General features: G+C 59.4%; 20 protein-coding genes. 9 read left to right on the top strand and 11 right to left on the bottom strand.

Translation table 11 applies throughout. From position 1 onward, the window contains the following. Nucleotides 1–39 precede the first annotated feature (39 nt). Together ACR0AZ_RS17555 and ACR0AZ_RS17560 are read right to left on the bottom strand one after the other, a co-directional pair. Nucleotides 40–810, bottom strand: coding sequence for a glycerophosphodiester phosphodiesterase family protein (locus tag ACR0AZ_RS17555; RefSeq protein WP_480659942.1), 771 nt, complete (start codon nt 808–810; stop codon nt 40–42). Next, nucleotides 807–1,262, bottom strand: coding sequence for a RidA family protein (locus ACR0AZ_RS17560; protein WP_480659943.1), 456 nt, complete (start codon nt 1,260–1,262; stop codon nt 807–809). The genes ACR0AZ_RS17555 and ACR0AZ_RS17560 overlap by 4 nt, the downstream gene beginning before the upstream one ends. A gap of 296 nt (nt 1,263–1,558) precedes the next feature. Between ACR0AZ_RS17560 and ACR0AZ_RS17565 the strand changes: the two genes are divergently transcribed. After that, nucleotides 1,559–2,374: an MlaA family lipoprotein gene (locus ACR0AZ_RS17565; protein ID WP_480471568.1), complete on the top strand. Its 816-nt coding sequence runs from the start codon at nt 1,559–1,561 to the stop codon at nt 2,372–2,374. Next, nucleotides 2,364–2,972: an MlaC/ttg2D family ABC transporter substrate-binding protein gene (locus ACR0AZ_RS17570; protein ID WP_480471567.1), complete on the top strand. Its 609-nt coding sequence runs from the start codon at nt 2,364–2,366 to the stop codon at nt 2,970–2,972. The genes ACR0AZ_RS17565 and ACR0AZ_RS17570 overlap by 11 nt, the downstream gene beginning before the upstream one ends. Before the next feature lie 59 nt (nt 2,973–3,031). Here the strand turns inward: ACR0AZ_RS17570 and ACR0AZ_RS17575 are convergent, their stop codons facing one another. The 5 genes from ACR0AZ_RS17575 to ACR0AZ_RS17595 form a co-directional block, all read right to left on the bottom strand. Further along, nucleotides 3,032–3,841: a methyltransferase domain-containing protein gene (locus ACR0AZ_RS17575; RefSeq protein WP_480471566.1), complete on the bottom strand. Its 810-nt coding sequence runs from the start codon at nt 3,839–3,841 to the stop codon at nt 3,032–3,034. 108 nt (nt 3,842–3,949) lie between these two features. Beyond that, nucleotides 3,950–5,047 carry an ABC transporter ATP-binding protein gene (locus tag ACR0AZ_RS17580; RefSeq protein WP_480471565.1) on the bottom strand — a complete coding sequence of 366 codons (1,098 nt, stop codon included), beginning with the start codon at nt 5,045–5,047 and terminating at the stop codon, nt 3,950–3,952. Nucleotides 5,048–5,052: 5 nt separating this feature from the next. Beyond that, nucleotides 5,053–5,952, bottom strand: coding sequence for a carbohydrate ABC transporter permease (locus ACR0AZ_RS17585; protein ID WP_480667978.1), 900 nt, complete (start codon nt 5,950–5,952; stop codon nt 5,053–5,055). Further along, a complete protein-coding gene (locus ACR0AZ_RS17590; protein WP_170684314.1) occupies nt 5,945–6,817 on the bottom strand; it encodes a carbohydrate ABC transporter permease in 873 nt (290 codons plus the stop codon). Before ACR0AZ_RS17590 ends, ACR0AZ_RS17585 begins: the two co-directional genes overlap by 8 nt. 57 nt (nt 6,818–6,874) lie before the next feature. Beyond that, nucleotides 6,875–8,119, bottom strand: a complete 1,245-nt coding sequence (locus ACR0AZ_RS17595) for an ABC transporter substrate-binding protein (protein WP_480471562.1) — start codon at nt 8,117–8,119, stop codon at nt 6,875–6,877. Nucleotides 8,120–8,339: 220 nt separating this feature from the next. Between ACR0AZ_RS17595 and ACR0AZ_RS17600 the strand changes: the two genes are divergently transcribed. Continuing rightward, on the top strand, nt 8,340–9,077 hold the full coding sequence (locus tag ACR0AZ_RS17600) for a response regulator transcription factor (RefSeq protein ID WP_480659948.1): 738 nt from the start codon (nt 8,340–8,342) through the stop codon (nt 9,075–9,077). Beyond that, a complete protein-coding gene (locus ACR0AZ_RS17605) occupies nt 9,074–10,516 on the top strand; it encodes a sensor histidine kinase (protein WP_480667979.1) in 1,443 nt (480 codons plus the stop codon). Before ACR0AZ_RS17600 ends, ACR0AZ_RS17605 begins: the two co-directional genes overlap by 4 nt. A 2-nt stretch (nt 10,517–10,518) precedes the next feature. On the opposite strand, the gene fliP is transcribed toward ACR0AZ_RS17605, so the two are convergent. Genes fliP through fliF form a run of 4 tightly spaced genes read right to left on the bottom strand, consistent with a single transcriptional unit; the run spans nt 10,519 to nt 13,709 of the window. After that, nucleotides 10,519–11,241: a flagellar type III secretion system pore protein FliP gene (gene fliP, locus ACR0AZ_RS17610; protein ID WP_480659950.1), complete on the bottom strand. Its 723-nt coding sequence runs from the start codon at nt 11,239–11,241 to the stop codon at nt 10,519–10,521. After that, nucleotides 11,241–11,528, bottom strand: coding sequence for a FliM/FliN family flagellar motor switch protein (locus ACR0AZ_RS17615; RefSeq protein WP_480471558.1), 288 nt, complete (start codon nt 11,526–11,528; stop codon nt 11,241–11,243). The genes fliP and ACR0AZ_RS17615 overlap by 1 nt, the downstream gene beginning before the upstream one ends. After that, nucleotides 11,521–12,117: a FliH/SctL family protein gene (locus ACR0AZ_RS17620; RefSeq protein WP_480471557.1), complete on the bottom strand. Its 597-nt coding sequence runs from the start codon at nt 12,115–12,117 to the stop codon at nt 11,521–11,523. The genes ACR0AZ_RS17615 and ACR0AZ_RS17620 overlap by 8 nt, the downstream gene beginning before the upstream one ends. Then, the gene (gene fliF, locus ACR0AZ_RS17625) at nt 12,117–13,709 is read right to left on the bottom strand and encodes a flagellar basal-body MS-ring/collar protein FliF (protein ID WP_480471556.1); all 1,593 of its coding nucleotides are present in this window, start codon (nt 13,707–13,709) and stop codon (nt 12,117–12,119) included. The genes ACR0AZ_RS17620 and fliF overlap by 1 nt, the downstream gene beginning before the upstream one ends. Nucleotides 13,710–13,795: 86 nt before the next feature. On the opposite strand from fliF, the gene ACR0AZ_RS17630 reads away from it, so the two are divergent. Genes ACR0AZ_RS17630 through ACR0AZ_RS17650 form a run of 5 tightly spaced genes read left to right on the top strand, consistent with a single transcriptional unit; the run spans nt 13,796 to nt 18,456 of the window. Next, entirely contained in the window at nt 13,796–14,326 is a 531-nt protein-coding gene (locus ACR0AZ_RS17630) for a flagellar basal body-associated FliL family protein (protein WP_480667980.1), read from the top strand. A 9-nt stretch (nt 14,327–14,335) separates the two neighbouring features. Beyond that, the gene (locus tag ACR0AZ_RS17635; protein WP_480471555.1) at nt 14,336–14,821 is read left to right on the top strand and encodes a hypothetical protein; all 486 of its coding nucleotides are present in this window, start codon (nt 14,336–14,338) and stop codon (nt 14,819–14,821) included. Then, nucleotides 14,818–15,411 (top strand): MotE family protein, encoded by a 594-nt coding sequence (locus ACR0AZ_RS17640; protein WP_480659952.1) that lies wholly within the window; start codon nt 14,818–14,820, stop codon nt 15,409–15,411. The genes ACR0AZ_RS17635 and ACR0AZ_RS17640 overlap by 4 nt, the downstream gene beginning before the upstream one ends. Nucleotides 15,412–15,451: 40 nt before the next feature. After that, nucleotides 15,452–16,321, top strand: coding sequence for a flagellar motor stator protein MotA (gene motA, locus ACR0AZ_RS17645; RefSeq protein ID WP_480659953.1), 870 nt, complete (start codon nt 15,452–15,454; stop codon nt 16,319–16,321). After that, the gene (locus ACR0AZ_RS17650; RefSeq protein ID WP_480471552.1) at nt 16,321–18,456 is read left to right on the top strand and encodes a hypothetical protein; all 2,136 of its coding nucleotides are present in this window, start codon (nt 16,321–16,323) and stop codon (nt 18,454–18,456) included. The genes motA and ACR0AZ_RS17650 overlap by 1 nt, the downstream gene beginning before the upstream one ends. Nucleotides 18,457–18,482 lie beyond the last annotated feature (26 nt).

Raw genomic sequence — 18,482 nt, forward strand, 5'->3', positions numbered from 1 at the left:
CCGCGCCTAGATCTTTATCTGTGACGGACGGGTCGCGGTTCAACCCGGATGCGCGGCCAAATATCCCTCGAAGGTCACATTATCGGCAACCTTGCGGGTCTCTGCCTCTTGATCGTGCGAGCGGACGGTCCAGCACAGGATCGGCACGCCCTGCGCCTTGATCTCAGCGACACGGGGGCGGTTCAGGTCGTCGGCTTCATGGCTGATGAAACTGGCCTTGACCCGGTCGAAATCCGGGATCGTGCGCAGATGATCACAGACCTTGGCGGGCAGCAGCTCGACCTTCGGGTCATAGGAACAGGTGACGATGCCGCGTGGCAATTCGGGCGCAATCTGCGCCAGCTCGGCGACCGAGTTGGGGTTGAACGACATCAGCGCCACTGGGCCGTCGTAGCCTTCCATCGCGCGCACCGCATCCGTTTCGAGCGCGCCTATATTCGTGCCCATCGCACCATCCTGATCTTTGAGCTCAATCAGCAGGGGCACGCGGCCTGCGACCAGATCAAGCACTTCGTCCAAGGTCGGAATGCCTTCGCCATCCGAGTGCAGCAGAGGCAGAGCCTGCGCCCGCGCGGCGGTGATCTGCTGAATCGGGCCGGACTGGCCGGTCAGGCGTTTCAGGTCGTAATCATGAAACACCATCGCGCGACCATCCGAGGTCAACTGCAGATCAATCTCGATCCCGTATCCGGCCTCAATCGCTGCACGAATCGCGGCCCGGCTGTTTTCGGGCCGCTGATCCGAAACATCGTGCAACGCCCGATGCGCGATCGGGCGTCGCAGGAATTCCGAGGGCAGAGGTGGGGTCATTGAACCTCGAAGATGCCTTCGATTTCGACCGCTACGCCAAGCGGCAGCGAAGCCGCGCTGACAGCGGAACGCGAGTGGCGGCCCGCCTCTCCCAACGCCTCGACCAGGAAATCAGAGGCACCGTTGATGACCTGCGGCTGCGCGGTGAAATCGGCGGTGGAGTTCACGAAACCGGTCAGCTTGATCACACGCACCAGTTTGTCGATATTCCCGCCGCAGGCCGCCTTGACCTGAGCCAGCAGGTTGATGGCGCAGACCTTGGCGGCAGCTGCGCCCGCTTCGACATCCATGTCATCGCCCAGCTTGCCGGTGATCAGACCCTCATTTTTCGAGATCTGACCCGAGATATAGACAATGTTGCCGATCCGCACGAAAGGCACGTAATTGGCTGCCGGGGCGGGTGCGTCAGGCAGGGTGATGCCAAGGCTGTCCAGTTTTGCTGCGATGCTCATGAATTGGGTCTCCAAGATTTTGACTCGGGCGGACGCTAACCGGGAAACGCATCTTCGGAAAGCGGGAAAGCGGCTTTTTTCCGATTGCCCGCGATCTGGGCACCTCTCCACTTATTCAGGATGTGTTGATATCGTGTCACTTTACCCCGACCTATCGGCTGGGGTAAACGCGAGTTGTTGTTTCAAATTCCCTGCGAAAGGTCTATGTGAGACCAATTGCACCACCGAGACCGCAAAGGCCGTATTGATTGAAGGCCCGGCAGCACCACCGGGCAATTTTTGGAGTAACGAAGACCGTGCCGAGCCCTATTCGCCTGAAGCACCTGATCATTCTGGCCGTCCTGACGGCTTTGTCCGCCTGCGCATCGCAGCCACAGGACGCCGCCGCCCGGGGTGAGATTTTCGACCCTTACGAAAACGCCAACCGCGGCATTCACAAGTTCAACCTGGGCGTGGACCGGTTCCTGTTTCGCCCGGCCTCGAAAGGGTATGTGAAGATCGTGCCCGACCCGATGGTCACAAGCTTCAGCACCTTTGCCGAGAATATTTCCCTTCCGGGTCAAGCAGTTGACTATCTTCTGCAGGGCAACCCCAAACAGATGGGCAACGCTTTGCTGCGATTTGTGATCAACATGACCGTGGGCGGATTTGGCCTGTCGGCCCCGGCGGATGAGCTGAACCTGCCACCCGTCGATACCGATTTCGGCGAGACGCTGCATGTCTGGGGCTTCGGCGAGGGTGCCTATGTCGAACTGCCCTTCTACGGCCCGTCTACCACCCGCGATGCGGTGGGTGTGATTGTGAATCTGTTCTCGAACCCGATCAATTTCAGCCCCACCCGCCCGGCGGACAATCTGGGCGTCTATGCCGAGGTCGTGCGGCGCATGGGGGATCGTGGACGTTTCTCGGATACGGTCGACTCGATTCTCTATGAAAGTGCAGACAGTTACGCGCAGGCCCGCACAATCTATCTTCAAAATCGTCGTTTTGAACTGGCACGAGACGATGAGGACGCCTATCTCGGGCTGTATGACGATCCCTATGCAAACACCGGGACCGACCCTGTCAGGGACCCCTTCCTAGACCCCTACGAGGACCCCTATGCCGAATAATCTGATGAACCGACGCCAGTTTGTCGCCACTGCCCTGACCGGGCTGACGGTGATGACCCTGCCCCTGCCCGCCTTTGCGCTGACCGAAGCGGGCGCCACACAACTGGTCAATTCGGTGGTCGCCGACATCAACCGGGTGATCGCCTCGGGCAAATCCGAAAACGCCATGTTGCGCGATTTCGAGAAGATCTTTGTTCAGTATGGCGATGTGCCAATCATGGCGCGCTATGCGCTGGGTGTCGAAGCCCGCAGCGCCTCGCCCGCCCAGCTGCGCCAGTTCACCCGCGCGTTTCAGGGCTATATCTCGCGCAAATACGGCCGCCGGTTCCGCGAATTCATCGGCGGAGAGGTCACCGTTCGCAACGCCCGCAAGATCAAGGCAGGCTACGAGGTGCGCACCTCGGTCAAGCTGCGCGGCTCTTCTCCGTTTGAGGTAACCTTCCTGGTGTCGGACAAGTCCGGCAGCGGCAAGTTCTTCAACATGTTCATCGAAGGCGTGAACCTGCTACTGACCGAACGCACCGAGATCGGAGCCATGTTGGACGCGCGCGGCGGTGATTTGAATCGTCTGATCAAGGATTTGAACAAGACCAGCTGATAAGCGTAGCTATTCTGCGCAGGCCGCCGCCCGACCCGTTCGTGCGGCGGCTTTCATGTTCAGGCAGCGGGTTTGCGCGCGATCTGGCTGACATAGGACATGTAGCCGAAAAAACGGCTCGCATCGACGCGCGCCTTTGCTTCGGACTTCAACGCCTGCGCTGTTTCAGGTTGTAGCAACCCGGTTTCCGCCATGCGGTCTGCGCCGCGGTCAATGACCGTCAGAAAATATGTCGCTTCGCCTTCCGCCACATAGCCATGCCCTCGGCGGCGGCCCAGTTCAAACCCGGCTTGCGTCAGCAACCCACCGATCTGGCGCATGATCCAAAGACTGGTCACGTTCTGATTGATCATGAAGCGGACAAGCTGATCCAGCGGATCATAATCGGCGATCTGGGCAGTTGCAGTGTCATAATCCCCATCGCAAATCGCAAATATGCCGCCGGGCTTCAAAATGCGAAATGCTTCCGAAATGACATCCTCGGGGCCAGGCACGTGGCACAGCAAAGTGTGCGCCAGAACAAGGTCTACTGAATTGTCCTCAAGGCCAGTTGCTTTGGCGTCGCCAGTTTCAAAAACAAGGCGGCTTTCGCTGGAAAAGCTGTTCCGCGCACGCTCCACCATAACCGGCGAAGGTTCGAGCCCAAGCGCGCGCTCAACTCCCGGCACCAACAGCAGTTCATGCGTGACGTGGCCAGTTCCGGAGCCCAGCTCGACCGCAAAACCGCCAGCTGGGACACACAGATCGCTCAGATAAGTGCCTCTGATCTCTTTTTGCGCAGGTTCGAGACACCGGGCCTCCATCGCCTCGGCGATACGTTCCTGAACAGAGATATCTTGCGCTGCCAGATCGGAATAGGGGTCGGACATTGTGCGCCTCCCTTGGTGAGCGCACACCCTAGCATGATCCCTCTCTTACAGCCAGAATCTGTCATTCAGGCGTGGCCCGCAGCAATCACGCTGCGGACCTGCCCGTTCTCAGTTCAATCGCTCGCCCGTTTCTTTGGCGAAGTACGAAACCTTGCTCATGTCGAACGCGAGGTTCAGCATATGCCCGGCCTGAGCGCTGGTTTCGGCGTGCAGGCGCGCGGTGACCTGTTTGCCTCCCAGCTCCGAGACCACATAGGTATCCGCACCCGCAGGTTCGACCATATCGACCATGCAGGCCGCCTCTTGCACGCCCGCCCCGGCGCGGAAGCCGGCCTCAGCGATGTCCTCAGGACGCAGGCCGAGGATGACGTCTTGCGGCAGGGACAGTTCGCGCGCGTCGTTGAGCACCAGTGTCTCACCCGATGGGCACGCAATGGCGATTTGCGTCCCCGCGCCGGTATTCGATGCTTGCGCCGGGATCAGGTTCATCGCGGGCGAGCCCATGAAATCGGCCACAAACAGGTTGGCCGGGTTGTTGTAGATCTCGGCCGGGGTGCCGATCTGCTGCACGACACCGCCTTTCAGAACCACAATCTTGGTCGCCAGTGTCATCGCCTCGATCTGGTCGTGGGTGACGTAAACGATGGAGGCATCCAGCGTCTGGTGCAGTTTCTTGATCTCGGTCCGCATCTCGACCCGCAGCTTGGCGTCGAGGTTCGAAAGCGGCTCATCGAACAGGAACAGCTTGGGGTCACGCACCAGCGCCCGGCCCATGGCCACCCGCTGACGCTGCCCGCCCGAAAGCTGGCTGGGGCGGCGGTTGAGCAGCGGCTCGATCTGCAGCAGCGAGGCAACCTCTTTGAGCTTGGCCTCCTGCGTGGCCTGATCGACCCCGCGCACCTTCATACCGAAGGTGATGTTCTTGGCCACGGTCATCGTCGGGTAGAGCGCATAGGACTGGAACACCATCGCAATGTCGCGGTCCTTGGGGCTGACATGGGTCATGTCGTTGCCGCCGATGGAGAGCGTCCCGCCGGTGATCTCCTCCAGCCCTGCGATACAGTTCAGCAGGGTGGATTTACCGCAGCCCGAGGGGCCGACCAGCACCAGGAAATCGCCCGGATCGATCGAGATGTTGATGTCCTTCAGAATCTCGGTCGCACCGTAGTTCTTGTAGAGTTTGTTGATATCAAGGATGGGAGCCATGGGTCTTATCCCTTCACTGAGCCAGCGGTCAGACCGCGGATGAAATACTTACCGGCAACGACATAGACGAGCAGCGTCGGCAGCCCCGCGATGATCGCGGCGGCCATGTCGACGTTGTATTCTTTGACGCCGGTGGTGGAGTTTACGATGTTGTTGAGCGCCACGGTCACGGGTTGCGTGCCCGCCTGGCTGAACGACACGCCGAACAGGAAGTCATTCCAGATCTGCGTGAATTGCCAGATCACGGTCACCACGATGATCGGCAGCGACAGAGGCAGGAAGATCGACCAGAAAATCCGCATGAACCCGGCCCCATCGACACGCGCCGCCTTGGTCAGCTCGGCCGGAATGGTGACATAGTAGTTGCGGAAGAACAGCGTGGTGAAGCCCAACCCGTAGATCACGTGGACAAAGATCAGACCCGGAATGGTTCCTGCGATTCCCATGATGCCTAAAAGGCGCGCCATGGGCAGCAGAACCACCTGAAACGGGATGAAGCAACCAAACAGCATCAGCGAGAAGATGATGTTGGCACCCTTGAACCGCCACTGCGCCACGACGTAGCCATTCAGCGCGCCCAAAAGGGTGGAGATCGCCACGGCAGGCACCGCGATCAGGACTGAGTTCCAGAAGTAAGGACGCAGGCCTTCACACTGGATACCGGTACAGGCTCCGGACCATGCGGTTTTCCAGGCGTCAAAGCTGACTTCGCGTGGCAGTGAGATCAGCGATCCTGTGCGGATTTCCTCAAGGCTCTTCAGCGATGTGGTCAACATCACGAAGAGCGGCATCAGGTAATACAGCGCGAACAGGCCCAGCAGGACATAAAGCAGCCAACGCAGGGCAATCTTGCCAGTGGCGCTCTGGGTGCGGGTTTCGGTTTGGGGCATCGACAGATCAGTCATTTTTCGCCCTCAGCTCTGAGTAAAGATAGGGAACCACGATGGCAAAGACGACCAGCATCATGATCATCGCGGATGAAGCCGCCTGACCGATATCGCCGCGCGAAAACGCCATGGCGTACATGTAGGTGGCTGGCAGATCGGTCGCGTAACCCGGACCACCACCTGTCAGGGCGATGACAAGGTCAAAGCTTTTGATCGCGAGGTGCGCCAGCACGATGAAGGCTGACAGGAAGATCGGGGCCATCGACGGGATGATAATCGCCGTATAAATGCGCCATGTGGGGATACCATCGACCTGCGCTGCCTTGATAATCTCACCATCCACTGACCTCAAACCGGCTAGAAACAGCGCCATGACAAAGCCCGAGCTTTGCCAGATCGCGGCCATCACGATGGTGTAGATGGCGTAATCGGGGTTCACCAGCCAATCGAATTCGAAATTTGTGAAGCCCCAGCCCTGCACCATGGATTCAATGCCCAGACCCGGATTCAGGATCCACTTCCACGCGGTGCCGGTGACGATCATCGACAGCGCCATCGGGTAAAGGTAGATCGTGCGGATCGCCCCTTCGACGCGGATCTTCTGATCCAGCAAGATGGCCAGCAGCAGACCCAGCACCATCGCGATCACGATGAACAACGCGCCAAAGATATACAGATTGTTGATTGCCGTATCCCAGCGCGGGGACTCGAACAGGCGTTCGTATTGGATGAAGCCCTTGATCTCGTATTTCGGCAGTAGTTTCGATCGGGTTAGCGACACCCATGCGGTCCATCCGATAAAGCCGTAGACAAAGATCAATACGGCGATGAACGACGGTGCCAGCACCACCTTGGGCAGGTGGTTTTCCAGCCATTCGGACATTTTTTCCTCCGGGGAAAGGTGCTCTGCCCCTCACTATAGGGGGCAGAGCGATTTGGATCAGTAGCTGTTGGCCACTGCGGCCGCCAGTTGCTGAACCGCGTCAGCCGACGACATATCCGAGTTGAAATGCGCGGTCACAACATCCGTGATCGCACCGGACTGCGACCCGCGCAGCGCCATGCCATGGGCATAGGACGGCAGCAGCGAACCCGCGTCCGAGGTCGAGCCCATATCTTCGGCCGACAGGTTGGCGCAGATGTCGAAGTCATCCAGCGCCACGTCGGTGCGTGCGGGGATCGAGCCCTTGTTCAGGTTGAACACTTTCTGGAAGTTCGGCGCAACGATCAGCTTAGCCAGCAGGTCCTGACCGGCTTTCTTGTCGTCTCCGTCCACGTCGAACATGGCAAAGCTGTCAACGTTATACAGATAGCCGTCACCGGGGGTCGAGGCGCACAGGAAGTCCTCACCCGGCTTCTTGCCGGCTGCCAGGAATTCACCCTTGGCCCAGTCACCCATGATCTGGAACGCCGCTTCGCCGTTCATGACCATGGCGGTTGCAAGGTTCCAGTCGCGGCCCGAGAAGTTCTCGTCCACATATCCGCGCATTGTGCGCATCTGATCAAAGACCTGAACCATGGTGTCCGAAGTCAGCGCGTCGGGGTCCAGATCAACCAGTGCTTTCTGGAAGAACTCAGGCCCACCAATGCCCAGAACCACTGTTTCGAACACAGTCGCGTCCTGCCATGCCTGACCACCATGAGCCAGCGGGATCACCCCAGCGGCCTGTAGCTTGTCAGCGGCGGCGTTGAATTCATCCCATGTGGTCGGCATTTCGATGCCATTGGCGGCCAGAACATCGGCATTGGCCCAGATCCAGTCGACGCGGTGTACGTTTACCGGAGCGGCGCACCAAGTGCCTTCGCACTGCATGTGACCGGCAATCGACGCGGGCAGCACATCCGCCCAGCCCTCGGCCTCGGCCACTGACGAGATGTCGGCCAGAACGCCCTCTTCATACCATTCCTGAATGGCAGGGCCTTTCAGCTGAACAGCGGTCGGCGCGTTGCCCGCCAGAACCCGCGCGCGCAGCGCGGTCATCGCAGCATCACCGCCGCCGCCAGCAACCGGCATATCGGTCCATGTCCCGCCGTTCGAGGCGAACTCTTCCTGCAATACGGCCACCGATTTGGCCTCACCACCCGATGTCCACCAATGCAGAACTTCGGCCTGCGGCTCGGCCACAACGGACGACGCGGCCGCAACGGCCAGTGTCGAAACGGTGGCAAATGCAAAACGTTTCATTTTGTGTCTCCTCCCTAGAGAACTTTGTAACTGCGAAAAGCAGCGATGCACGATATAGCGCTAACGGATTGGAACCTGGCAACGCGGAATCCGTGCTAAAACTCAGCCATGATCCAGATTTTCACCGCTTTTGTTACAGCGTGTTACGTTGACATTGAATCTGTTTCCGTTCGTTACAATGCATGATGTCGGAGGAGCAGAAATTGGGAGGAGAAACCGCGTGAGCATTCCGCGACTTTTGGTGGTGGATGACGACCCTGAGATGCGGTCGATGATGACCCAGTTCCTGCAACAGAACGGGTTCATCGCCCTGCCCGCTAGTTCGGAAAACGAAATCCGGTCGCATCTGGCTGCGGGTCGGATCGACCTGATCTTGCTGGATGTGATGTTGGGCGATGAGAACGGAGTCGAAATCTGCGCCCGCCTGAGGGCTGAGCAGGATGTGCCGATCATTCTGGTTTCAGCCCTGTCAGCAGATCATCAGCGGATGGCGGGGTATGAGGTCGGGGCCGATGATTATATCGCCAAACCGTTCAACCCACAGCTGCTGCTGGCCCGCGTCCGCGCGGTGATGCAGCGTGCCCGGCGTACTCCGTCACTGGTGTATCGCCGCCGGACCAAAAGCTTTCGGTTCAACGGCTGGCTTTATGATGGAAAACGGGACGAGGTGCACTCGCCCGAAGGGTTTCAGGTCGCGCTTTCGCAACGGGAATCCGCACTTTTGAAGGTGCTGCTGGCCAACCCGCATATCCCCCTGACCCGGGATGAGATCGCTGCCGCGCTGGATGTCACTGGCGAAACAGACAAGCCCGAGGCGCAGGGCCGCGCCATCGATATGCTGGTCGGACGGTTACGCTCGAAGATCGAGGCGAACCCGAAGGATCCGCAGATGCTGCGAACCGAACGGGGCGTTGGGTATGTTTTTGCCGCCGAAGTTTTGGTGGATGAAAGCGCATGACCCTGCGCCTGCGCAGTCTCGGTTGGATTTGGACCTTGTCGGCTTTTGCCGCCGGGCTGATCTCGGCAGGGCTGTGGTTTGCGTCTGCCCAGGCCTGGAACCGCTACTTGACCCAATCCTTTGTGGCAGGGTTCGCCGCTTACGAAGAGCTTCGTACGGGTGTGGCCCCGCCCCCCGGGCTGAAGATCACACCGCTGGACGTTGAAGAGGCCGAACTGGCCGAACGTGGCGAATTTCAGCAACTGCCCGCTGCCGCTGGCCGCCGCTTTATCACTAATCTGTCCATCCTGACCGACAGCTCCGCCCCGCTGAGCGGGCGCGAACTCACGCTGGCGGTGATGTCGGATCGGCTGATCTATCCGGTGTCGGATATCGTTTCGGGCAGCGATCAGACAGGGCCCGAAAAGATGGGCAACCTGACCCGCCTGCTGGCCACTTACTGCAGCGAACCCATACTCATTGCCCAGTTTGGACGGGGGCCGTGGCAGCAGGTCGACGGAACCGAGATCTGGGGCTGCGGGGCAGCGCCCACAGATCTGCGGCTGCCTGCCATTCTGTTTGGTATCGTGGCGCTTGGGGTGCTGCTGACCTCGGTCGGGAACGTCTCGGACAGTTTCACGCGTTTTGCCCAGGCCCTGCGCGACCGGAAACGCCGTGGGGGGCCGCAGAGCTATGATGCGGATGGGCCGGATGAACTGCGTGATATCGTTGCCGCTGTAAACGATCATCTCGACGCCGAGCGCGCGCAGCTTGAAAAGCGCGCCATTGTGCTGTCGGGTGTCAGTCACGATCTGGGCACACCCGCCACACGCGTGCGCCTGCGCGCGGCACTGATCCCGGATGTGGAACTGCGCGAAAAGCTCGAAGCCGACGTGGATCAAATGACGGGAATGATCGAAAGCGTCCTGACCTATACGCGGTCCGAGCTGAGCGTTGAAGAACCGCGCCAGCTCTCTCTGACTTCGCTGGTTGAGGCTTTGGTGGCCGATTATCAGGACATGAACCTGCCGGTCACGCTCAAAACCGTTGATCCGGTCGCGCTGGAAGGGGCGCCATCTGTGTTCATGTCGCGCCGGGGCTTTGGTTCCTTGCCTGAGACACGGCGGATTCTGGTGACGGGGCGACCAATCTCGCTGAAACGAGCACTGACCAATCTGATCGACAACGCCTTGAAATACGGACGTCGTGCCGAGGTTACGCTGGAAACCGATGCACAAACCGCCACGATCATCGTCGAAGACAAAGGAGCCGATTTGTCCGTCGCCGATATCGAGGCGCTGTTGGCCCCCTTTCAACGCGGCTCGAACACGGGGTCATCGGACGGGTTCGGGCTGGGCCTGACCATTGCCAGCACCGTGGCCGAGCAGCATGGAGGCACGCTCGGCTTTGAAGCCGGGGATCACGGGCTGCGCGCACGACTTCAGATCACCCGACACTGACATCAAGGTAAATAACTGCGCACCAGAGCACTGGCGATCAGGGCCCAGCCATCTGCAATCACAAAAAAAGCCAGTTTGAATGGGAGCGAAACCGTCGCGGGTGGCACCATCATCATCCCCATCGACATCAGAACCGCCGCAACCACCAGATCGATGATCAGGAAGGGCAGGAAAATCAGAAATCCGATTTGAAATGCCCTCGCGATCTCCGATAACATGAATGAAGGCATCAGAACCGAGAGCGGCGCTTCAGGTGACAATTGCATCGTAGCACCTTCGGGACGCAAAGCGGCCATGGCCTGAAACGTCTCTGCATCAAGGCGTGCTGCCATGAAACTGCGAAACGGGATCAACGCACGCTCAAGCGCCGGTTCGACATCCAGCGTTTCGTTCACCATGGGCTGGATTCCGGTGGTCCAGGCTTCGGTGAAAACCGGTTCCATGATGAAATAGGTCAAAAACAATGCGAGGCTGACGATCAGCATATTGGGCGGCGATTGCTGCAACCCGATCCCTTGCCGCAGGATCGCCAGCACAGTGATCAGAAACGGAAAACAGGTGATCATGATCGCGAGTCCCGGCGCGAGGCTCAGCACCGTGATCAACAGGATCAACTGGATGGTTCGGGCAGAAATCGACCCGCCCTCCCCCAGTGACAGGGAAAGTTCCTGCGCACCGGCCACCGTAGGCAAAAGCAGAACCACCAGCCAGATGGACAGGCGCATTACCCGATCCCGTTCTGCAGATCCGAAATCTCGGTCAACCGCACAGCCAATTGCCCGGCCTGTTCGCCCTCCATCTCTTCCAGTAGCCCGCGCGCGACCAGTTGGTCCCCGACATAGAGATCCACCGGATCTTCGATCCGTTTGTCCAGCGTCAGCACTGCATTTTCACCCATATTCAGCAAATCCCGGATCAACGGACGCGCGCGACCGACCGAGACTGTCACTTCGATCGGCACCGCCTCGAACGGGTTGGCTTTTTCGGTTTTTGCGGGGTGGGGATCACTCATTTGACAAAGCCTCTTTTGCTTCAAACAGATATGCATCGAACGCCTCGGCAATGGCCTCAAGCATGGCGCTGCAGTCTAGCTGCTGCCGGGCGATGCCCACTTGCAGATAGGCCTGGCCGGGTTCCAGAGCGGGGTCTTCGATAACTTGCGGTGCTGGGGTCAGATCCTGTGGCAATGCCGCTTCGATCTGGGCCAAGGTTCCGTCGGGCACGCGCAGCAGTATCGGCTGCCCGATCTGCTCCCGCGCCATTCCGGACAGTTGTTCGGCAAGGCGCGGAGCGAAACCCTGCTTGATCGTCTCGGGCAAAACGGTTTCGACAAGGCTTTGAAACATCGGCTCCAGTGAAAGCGTCATGCGTGTCAGCGCCTCGTGATAGGTGAAGGACAGATCAGACAGGGTGGAGGCCAGATCGGCACTCAACTGATCGCGACCCCGTTCCTGCGCCTGAACAGCATCTTCCCATCCCGCGCCATAGCCTTTTTCGAATGCGGCAAGCCGCTGTTCTTCGAGCGCTTCTTCATCCAGCAGATGCACCGCACCACCACCGGCTTGCAGGGTGAAATCCTCAAGAAGATGGGCAATCGACATCACACCTTCTCCTCGCTTTCCTCAAGCCAGCTGCGCAGGATCTCGACCGTTTCTTCCTGCTTGTCGCCGATCATCGCGCGCAGCCGGTCAACCGGGTCTTCAGTCGGACCGTTGGCAATGGCGGGAACACGCGATTGCACCGGATCGGCAAGAGGTGCAAATTCCTGCGTGTTTCCGTCGGCGATTTCTCCGGTGAGGTAAGATGCCGGGTCAGCCTCGGAGGTCGAAGTCGCGGGCAATAGCGCCGCCGCAGTTGCAGGTTTCGTCAGGATAGGCCGGATGACGAACAGACCTAGGACAAGCGAAACCAACGCCAGAACCGCCATCTGGATCAGCGACATCGCGTCCAGATGGATCTTCTGCCAGACTGAAGCCGACACCAGCGTGCCTTGCGGTTCAACAACCGGCAAATCGAGCGATTTCAACGTAATCACATCGCCGCGTTCGGGATCGAAACCCACGGCCGAGGCCACCAGTTCCTCCAGCGCGTCCAGTTCGGCCTGCGGCATCGGCACAAATATCTCTGCGCCATCGGTGCCGACCTCGCGCGCGCCGTTGACCAGAACGGCAACGGTCAGACGTTTTATCGCTCCCGGTGCGCGATGCACCTCAAGCTCGGTCTCGGACACTTCGTAATTCACGCGCTCGCGGGTCTGGGTTGCGTTCGAATTCGATTTGTCACCGCCGCCGCCATCGCCGTCCGGCAGGTTCGACGCGACGGTCACATCTGCGGATTGGTTGCGCGCACTGTCCGAGCGTTCTTCGATATCCGTGCTGATCGCAACGCGACCTTTCGGATCAAAGCGACGCTCCCGGATCGATTCGGTTTCGGTCACCGTATCCACGCTGACCTCGACCACCGCATTGCCCGCACCCACACGGGCCTCAACCAGCCGCATGACCCGGTCGCGCAGCTCACGCGCCTTGTCATCTGCGGTATCAGCGGCAACAGCCGTTTCCTGCGCCCCGATCACGGCCCCGTTTGAATCGATCACCGTGACGTTCTCGGGCATCAGACCGCTGACTGCCGAGGCCACCAGAAACCGGATCGCCTTGGCCTGATCGCCGGTGATCTGCGCACCAGACGGCACCAGATAGACCGAGGCGGTCGGCTCGACACTGCGCTGAAACGGATTGGTCGAGCCGTTGGCAATATGTACGCGCGCCTGACTGACATGCGGGCTGCCGACGATGGTGCGGGCCAGCTCACCCTCTTTTGCACGCCAATAGGCGGCGTCGAACATCTGCGACGTGGTGCCGAACCCGCTGAGGGAATCCAGCAGCTCATAGCCGCGATTGCCGTTCGCAGGCAGGCCTTCACTGGCCAGAGTCATGCGCAGCTCATCCCGCTGCGAACCTGGTACGTAAATCGAACCGCCACGGATCTCATATGCAACGCCACGCTGATCCAGCGTGCGTATAATATCCCCCGCGGCCCCGCTTTCGAGCCCCGCATAAAGCAGGGTCATCGACGGAGCAGTCACGATCCGCGACATCGCCAGCACGCCCAGAAACACCAGCGCAACGGCGCCGGCCACGATGATTTGTTTGCGCCTGTCCAAACTTGCCCAGACAGTTCCGATCTGCTGCACGCTCACCTCCGACTCACCGACATTCTGTTCGGCTCAGCCCCTGTTTGGACGATTGCCCTTAACAATCGGTTAGTCCCTGACGGGTTATGACACTGACCGAACGGATGGATGAGGACGGAATGACCGACGCAGCTGTAGATGAGGCGGAAGCCCCTAAGAAGTCAGGGAAAAAGGGTTTGGTGCTTGGGATGATTCTGACCGTCGCGGGCGGGGCCGGAGGGTATTTCTCAACCGCGTCCGGCCTGCTGCCCATCGGTGGTGACGAGAAGGCGAAACAGGTGGAAATGAAAGACATTGACGCATCGGTGAAGGCATTGCCTGACGTTGCATTCGTCGATCTTCCACCGGTGATCGTTTCGGTCAATGCAGGCGATTCGCGGCATCTGAAATTTCACGCTCAGCTTGAGGTGAACGCAGACTACGCCGCTGACGTGGAAAAGATGCAGCCTCGAATCATGGATGTGCTGAACGGCTATCTGCGGGCGGTGGAGTTGTCCGATCTCGAGGATTCTCTGGCTCTGATGCGCATCCGGGGCCACCTGCTGCGGCGCATCGGGATCGTCACCGGCGAAGGCCGGGTGCGGGACGTTCTGGTGATGGAATTTGTGTTGAACTAGGAGGCGAAGTTGGAGCTGATTGCCGATATTCTGTTGGTCGCAGGTGCGATTGGGGCCGGGCTGTACTGCTTTGTCCTTTCGCGGCGGCTGAGGCGTTTTACCGATCTGGAAAAAGGCGTGGGCGGTGCCGTTTCGGTGCTGTCGACACAGGCCGATGAGCTGCGGAAATCTCTGGATACAGCCCGAGAAGCATCGGATGAATCGGGCGTCGCGCTACGGGATCTGACCGAGCGGGCTGAAACCGTGGCAAAGCGACTCGAATTGATGATGGCCTCGATGCATGACGTCGCGCCGGAAAGCCCCGTGGAAGCTGAAAACCCCGCGACAGAGCCCTCGGTCGAAAGCCATGATGCGCCTGAGCAGCCTGAAGAACACGCAGAGGCGCATTCAGAGGACAGCGATCCGAAGCTCGAAGCGTTAGAGGAGCCCATCAAGAAACCGGAAGGGTTGATGTTCTTCCGGCACGCCCGTGTGCAGGATGGGGCCGGATCATGAGGCGACGCCCGGCAAAACCGGTTGATCGGCGGGGGCGTAGCGGTGTTCTAACCGTGATCTCGTTGCTGATGATTGGGTCCGCCATCATCCGTATTGGGCTGGAGGCCGGGCCTGCGCTGGCCCGCGGCAACGAACCTGCGCCAAACCCACAGGAAAAGACCACCAATACCGACCCGGACGCCGCGGATTTACAGCTAATTTTGACAGAATTGCTGCGCCGCGAGGATGAACTGAACCGGCGCGAAGCTGCCATCAAAGATCGCGAATACGCACTGAAAATCGCGGATCAGGCCATCGAAACCCGGCTGACGCTTCTGGAGGAGGCTGAAGACTCCCTTCGTGAAACGGTGACGTTTGCCGAGAAAGCCGCCGAGAATGACCTGACCCAGCTGACCGATGTGTATCAGAGCATGAAACCCAAGGATGCGGCTGCTCTGTTCGAAACCATGGACGCCGTTTTTGCCGCGGGGTTCTTGTCGCGCATGCCACCCGATGCCGCCGCGAATGTGATGGCCGGACTCAGCCCGGAAACCGCCTATACGATCAGCGTGGTCATTGCCGGTCGCAATGCACGCGCCCCGCAGGAGTAGCCCTCATGCCCACGACACCCCTTAACTTCGGAGGCCACACATGATCGGACTCATCGGAATTGTCGTCATCTTTGTCATGGTATTCGGCGGATACCTGGCCGCAGGTGGCAAAATGACCATCATTCTGAAATCCCTTCCGTTTGAGATGATGATGATCGGCGGTGCCGCAATCGGTGCATTTCTGATCAGCAATGACATGGGCGGTGTCAAACATACGGCCAAGGACATGGCCAAGGTCTTCAAAGGCCCGAAGTGGAAACCCGAAGACTATCGCGACCTGCTTTGTCTGCTGTTTTCCCTGATCCGGATCGCGCGCGCCAACCCGGTCGAGGTTGAGCAGCATATCGAAGAGCCTGAAAATTCGTCTCTGTTCTCGGCCTATCCCAAGATTCAGGCAGACAAGGAAGCCGTGGACCTGATCTGCGACACCATGCGTTCCGCCTCGATGAACTATGACGATCCGCACCAGGTTGAAGAGGTGCTCGAAAAGCGGATGGAAGCCAATTTCCACCACGCCATGCATTCCAGCCATGCGCTGCAGACGGTTGCGGATGGCCTTCCTGCGCTGGGCATCGTGGCGGCGGTTCTGGGGGTGATCAAGACGATGGGGTCGATTGATCAACCACCCGAAGTGTTGGGGAAACTGATCGGCGGTGCTCTTGTTGGCACATTTCTGGGGGTCTTTCTCGCTTACGGTCTGGTCGGGCCATTCGCTGGCAAACTCAAGGCGGTGGTCGAGGAAGACAATCACTTCTACCAGCTGATCAAGGAGGTGTTGGTTGCCAATCTGCACAACCACAATGCCGCGATGTGTATCGAGGTTGGGCGCCAGAACACACCGACCCATAATCGTCCCGGCTTTTCCGAGCTTGAGGACGCGCTGAAAGAGCTTAAGCAGGCCGCCGCATGATGCGCGTTTTGCTCCTGATGTTGCTTGTCTGGGGATCGGACGCGACAGCGCAGGCCTTGCGTGTACGCTCAGGCGAACATGATGGATATACGCGCATCGTCGTTCAGGTGCCTGCCGGAACCGGCTGGAACCTGACTCAGCACACGAATGGGGCGCGGCTGACTGTCGGGATCGATGGCGTGACTTTCGACACCCGTGCTGTTTTTGACCGTCTGTCTGCCAGCAGGTTGCAATCGCTGAGCCAAGCCAAAGCAGGTGGCCCCCTTGATCTGGAGTTCGGCTGCGAATGCGTTGCGAATGCGTTTCTACACCGCGATTCCATGGTGGTGATCGACATTTCTCCGGGGTCAAACGCAACCGCAACGCTACCCGACCTGCCATTGTCAGCGAGAGAGCGGGTCACACCGCCTGCCGAAATCCCCGCAACCGAGCTTGCGCTGCCTCTCCTGCAATTGGACCGGGGACGTTTTGAAGACCAGTTGATATCACGCATCATTCAAGGGGCCGACCGCGAGGTTGTGGACCTCAATCTGGCGGATGTCGGGCGCAGATCGTCTACCGCCTACGGGCCTTTGCGCATGGACCGCGCATTGTCATCAAATCTGAAACTACGTTCGGTTCTGGATGAGATTGAGGGGCTGGAGGCATTGGAAGTGCCACAGCTTGAACCCCGTACGGAATGTATCACCGACAGCGAACTGGGATTCGACAATTGGTCAAATGAAACGCCCTTTGCCGTGCAGGTGGCCGGGCTTCGGGTCGGGCTATTTCAGGAATTCGACCGGGTGGACGAAACACATGCGTTGAAACTGGCGCGTCTTTATACCTATCATGGATTTGGTGCCGAGGCTTTGCAGGCTCTGAATCTGTTGCCCGACAATTCGACCCAGCAAGAACAGCTTTCGGCAATTGCCTTTGTGATGGACGATCTTTCGGTACCATTGCCAAATCCTTTTGCGGGGCAGCAGCAATGCGTTGGGGGGCCAGCGTTTTGGGCCGTGATGACAGAGCGTACGCTTGATCCGGATGCCAACCTGGATGCGATTGAGCAATATTTTGGCCGCCTGCCTCGTCATCTGCGCCGACATCTGGGGGCGAAACTATCTGAAATACTGGTCAATGCAGGCGAGCTGGAAGCCTCGCGTCGGGTATTGCGATCGGTCGCGCGTGTTCTGAACGAAGCTTCGGCAGATGTGGACTTGGCCAAAGCTGAGACAGCCGCTGCTGCAGGGGAGAATATCGTCGCCGAAAAGCTGCTGTCCGATGTCGTGTCGTCCGCCGCCGCAACCGCCGAGGCGCCGCTGGCATTGGCGCGCCTGGTTGAAAAGCGGTGGGCGGATCGGGGCGCAGTCTCTCCGGCCGATCTTGATCTTGCGGCAAGTTATGCGCGGCAATTGCGGAGGTCCGATCTGGGTCCGATGATGGCCCGAGCTCACGTTCTGGCATTGGCTTTGTCGCAGGAATTCGATGCCGCGCTGAATCAAATCAGAGCCGCGCCTGACACATCAGAGTGGCAGCGCGCACAAGATCAGGTGCTGCAGCTTTTGGCGGAACGAGCGGACGACATCACCTTTCTACGACACACGGTCGGAATGCCAGATCAGACGCGAAGCGCAATCTCGGTAGACACCGCTGTTTCGCTTGCAACGCGGTTGGCCGATCTGCGCTTCGCCGCCCCCGCCTATGCACTGGCCGCCCGACCTCAGGATCGGAAGCGGCGATTTGATCGGGCGCAGCTCAGAGCGCGCGCCGCGTTGCTGCAGAACAAGCCGCGTCAAGCTTTGCTGGAAATTGCCGGGGATGAGTCAGATGAGGCGGAACAGTTGCGCGCGCGGGCAATCTCACAAACTGACGATTACGCAGAAGCTGCGCGGTTGCTCCGCGCAATTGGTGACGGAGACGCAGCGGACCGGTACGCCTGGTTGACCGGGGACCCAGATATTGGTGCGGAAACACCCTCGGCCTTCGGAGAAATCCGACAGATCAGCGCGCGATTGACACAAACGGTGGACCGGCAGCCGGACAAACCGCTGGCCGATGCTGCGGGTTTGCTGAAGGACAGCGCAACCGCGAGGGGGCGGATCGCAGAACTGCTCGAACGTGTTCAGGTACAGCGCCAAACCGGTGACGAATAGGTGCAGGCACCTAGACCGGATCTGAA

Source organism: Ruegeria sp. BE3 (genome assembly GCF_056538865.1).

Coding starts and splice junctions, on each gene's coding strand:
- ACR0AZ_RS17555 (WP_480659942.1), bottom strand. CDS start 810: ATGACCCCACCTCTGCCCTCGGAATTCCTGCGACGCCCGATCGCGCAT.
- ACR0AZ_RS17560 (WP_480659943.1), bottom strand. CDS start 1,262: ATGAGCATCGCAGCAAAACTGGACAGCCTTGGCATCACCCTGCCTGAC.
- ACR0AZ_RS17570 (WP_480471567.1), top strand. CDS start 2,364: ATGCCGAATAATCTGATGAACCGACGCCAGTTTGTCGCCACTGCCCTG.
- ACR0AZ_RS17575 (WP_480471566.1), bottom strand. CDS start 3,841: ATGTCCGACCCCTATTCCGATCTGGCAGCGCAAGATATCTCTGTTCAG.
- ACR0AZ_RS17580 (WP_480471565.1), bottom strand. CDS start 5,047: ATGGCTCCCATCCTTGATATCAACAAACTCTACAAGAACTACGGTGCG.
- ACR0AZ_RS17585 (WP_480667978.1), bottom strand. CDS start 5,952: ATGACTGATCTGTCGATGCCCCAAACCGAAACCCGCACCCAGAGCGCC.
- ACR0AZ_RS17590 (WP_170684314.1), bottom strand. CDS start 6,817: ATGTCCGAATGGCTGGAAAACCACCTGCCCAAGGTGGTGCTGGCACCG.
- ACR0AZ_RS17595 (WP_480471562.1), bottom strand. CDS start 8,119: ATGAAACGTTTTGCATTTGCCACCGTTTCGACACTGGCCGTTGCGGCC.
- ACR0AZ_RS17605 (WP_480667979.1), top strand. CDS start 9,074: ATGACCCTGCGCCTGCGCAGTCTCGGTTGGATTTGGACCTTGTCGGCT.
- fliP (WP_480659950.1), bottom strand. CDS start 11,241: ATGCGCCTGTCCATCTGGCTGGTGGTTCTGCTTTTGCCTACGGTGGCC.
- ACR0AZ_RS17615 (WP_480471558.1), bottom strand. CDS start 11,528: ATGAGTGATCCCCACCCCGCAAAAACCGAAAAAGCCAACCCGTTCGAG.
- ACR0AZ_RS17620 (WP_480471557.1), bottom strand. CDS start 12,117: ATGTCGATTGCCCATCTTCTTGAGGATTTCACCCTGCAAGCCGGTGGT.
- ACR0AZ_RS17630 (WP_480667980.1), top strand. CDS start 13,796: ATGACACTGACCGAACGGATGGATGAGGACGGAATGACCGACGCAGCT.
- ACR0AZ_RS17640 (WP_480659952.1), top strand. CDS start 14,818: ATGAGGCGACGCCCGGCAAAACCGGTTGATCGGCGGGGGCGTAGCGGT.
- motA (WP_480659953.1), top strand. CDS start 15,452: ATGATCGGACTCATCGGAATTGTCGTCATCTTTGTCATGGTATTCGGC.
- ACR0AZ_RS17650 (WP_480471552.1), top strand. CDS start 16,321: ATGCGCGTTTTGCTCCTGATGTTGCTTGTCTGGGGATCGGACGCGACA.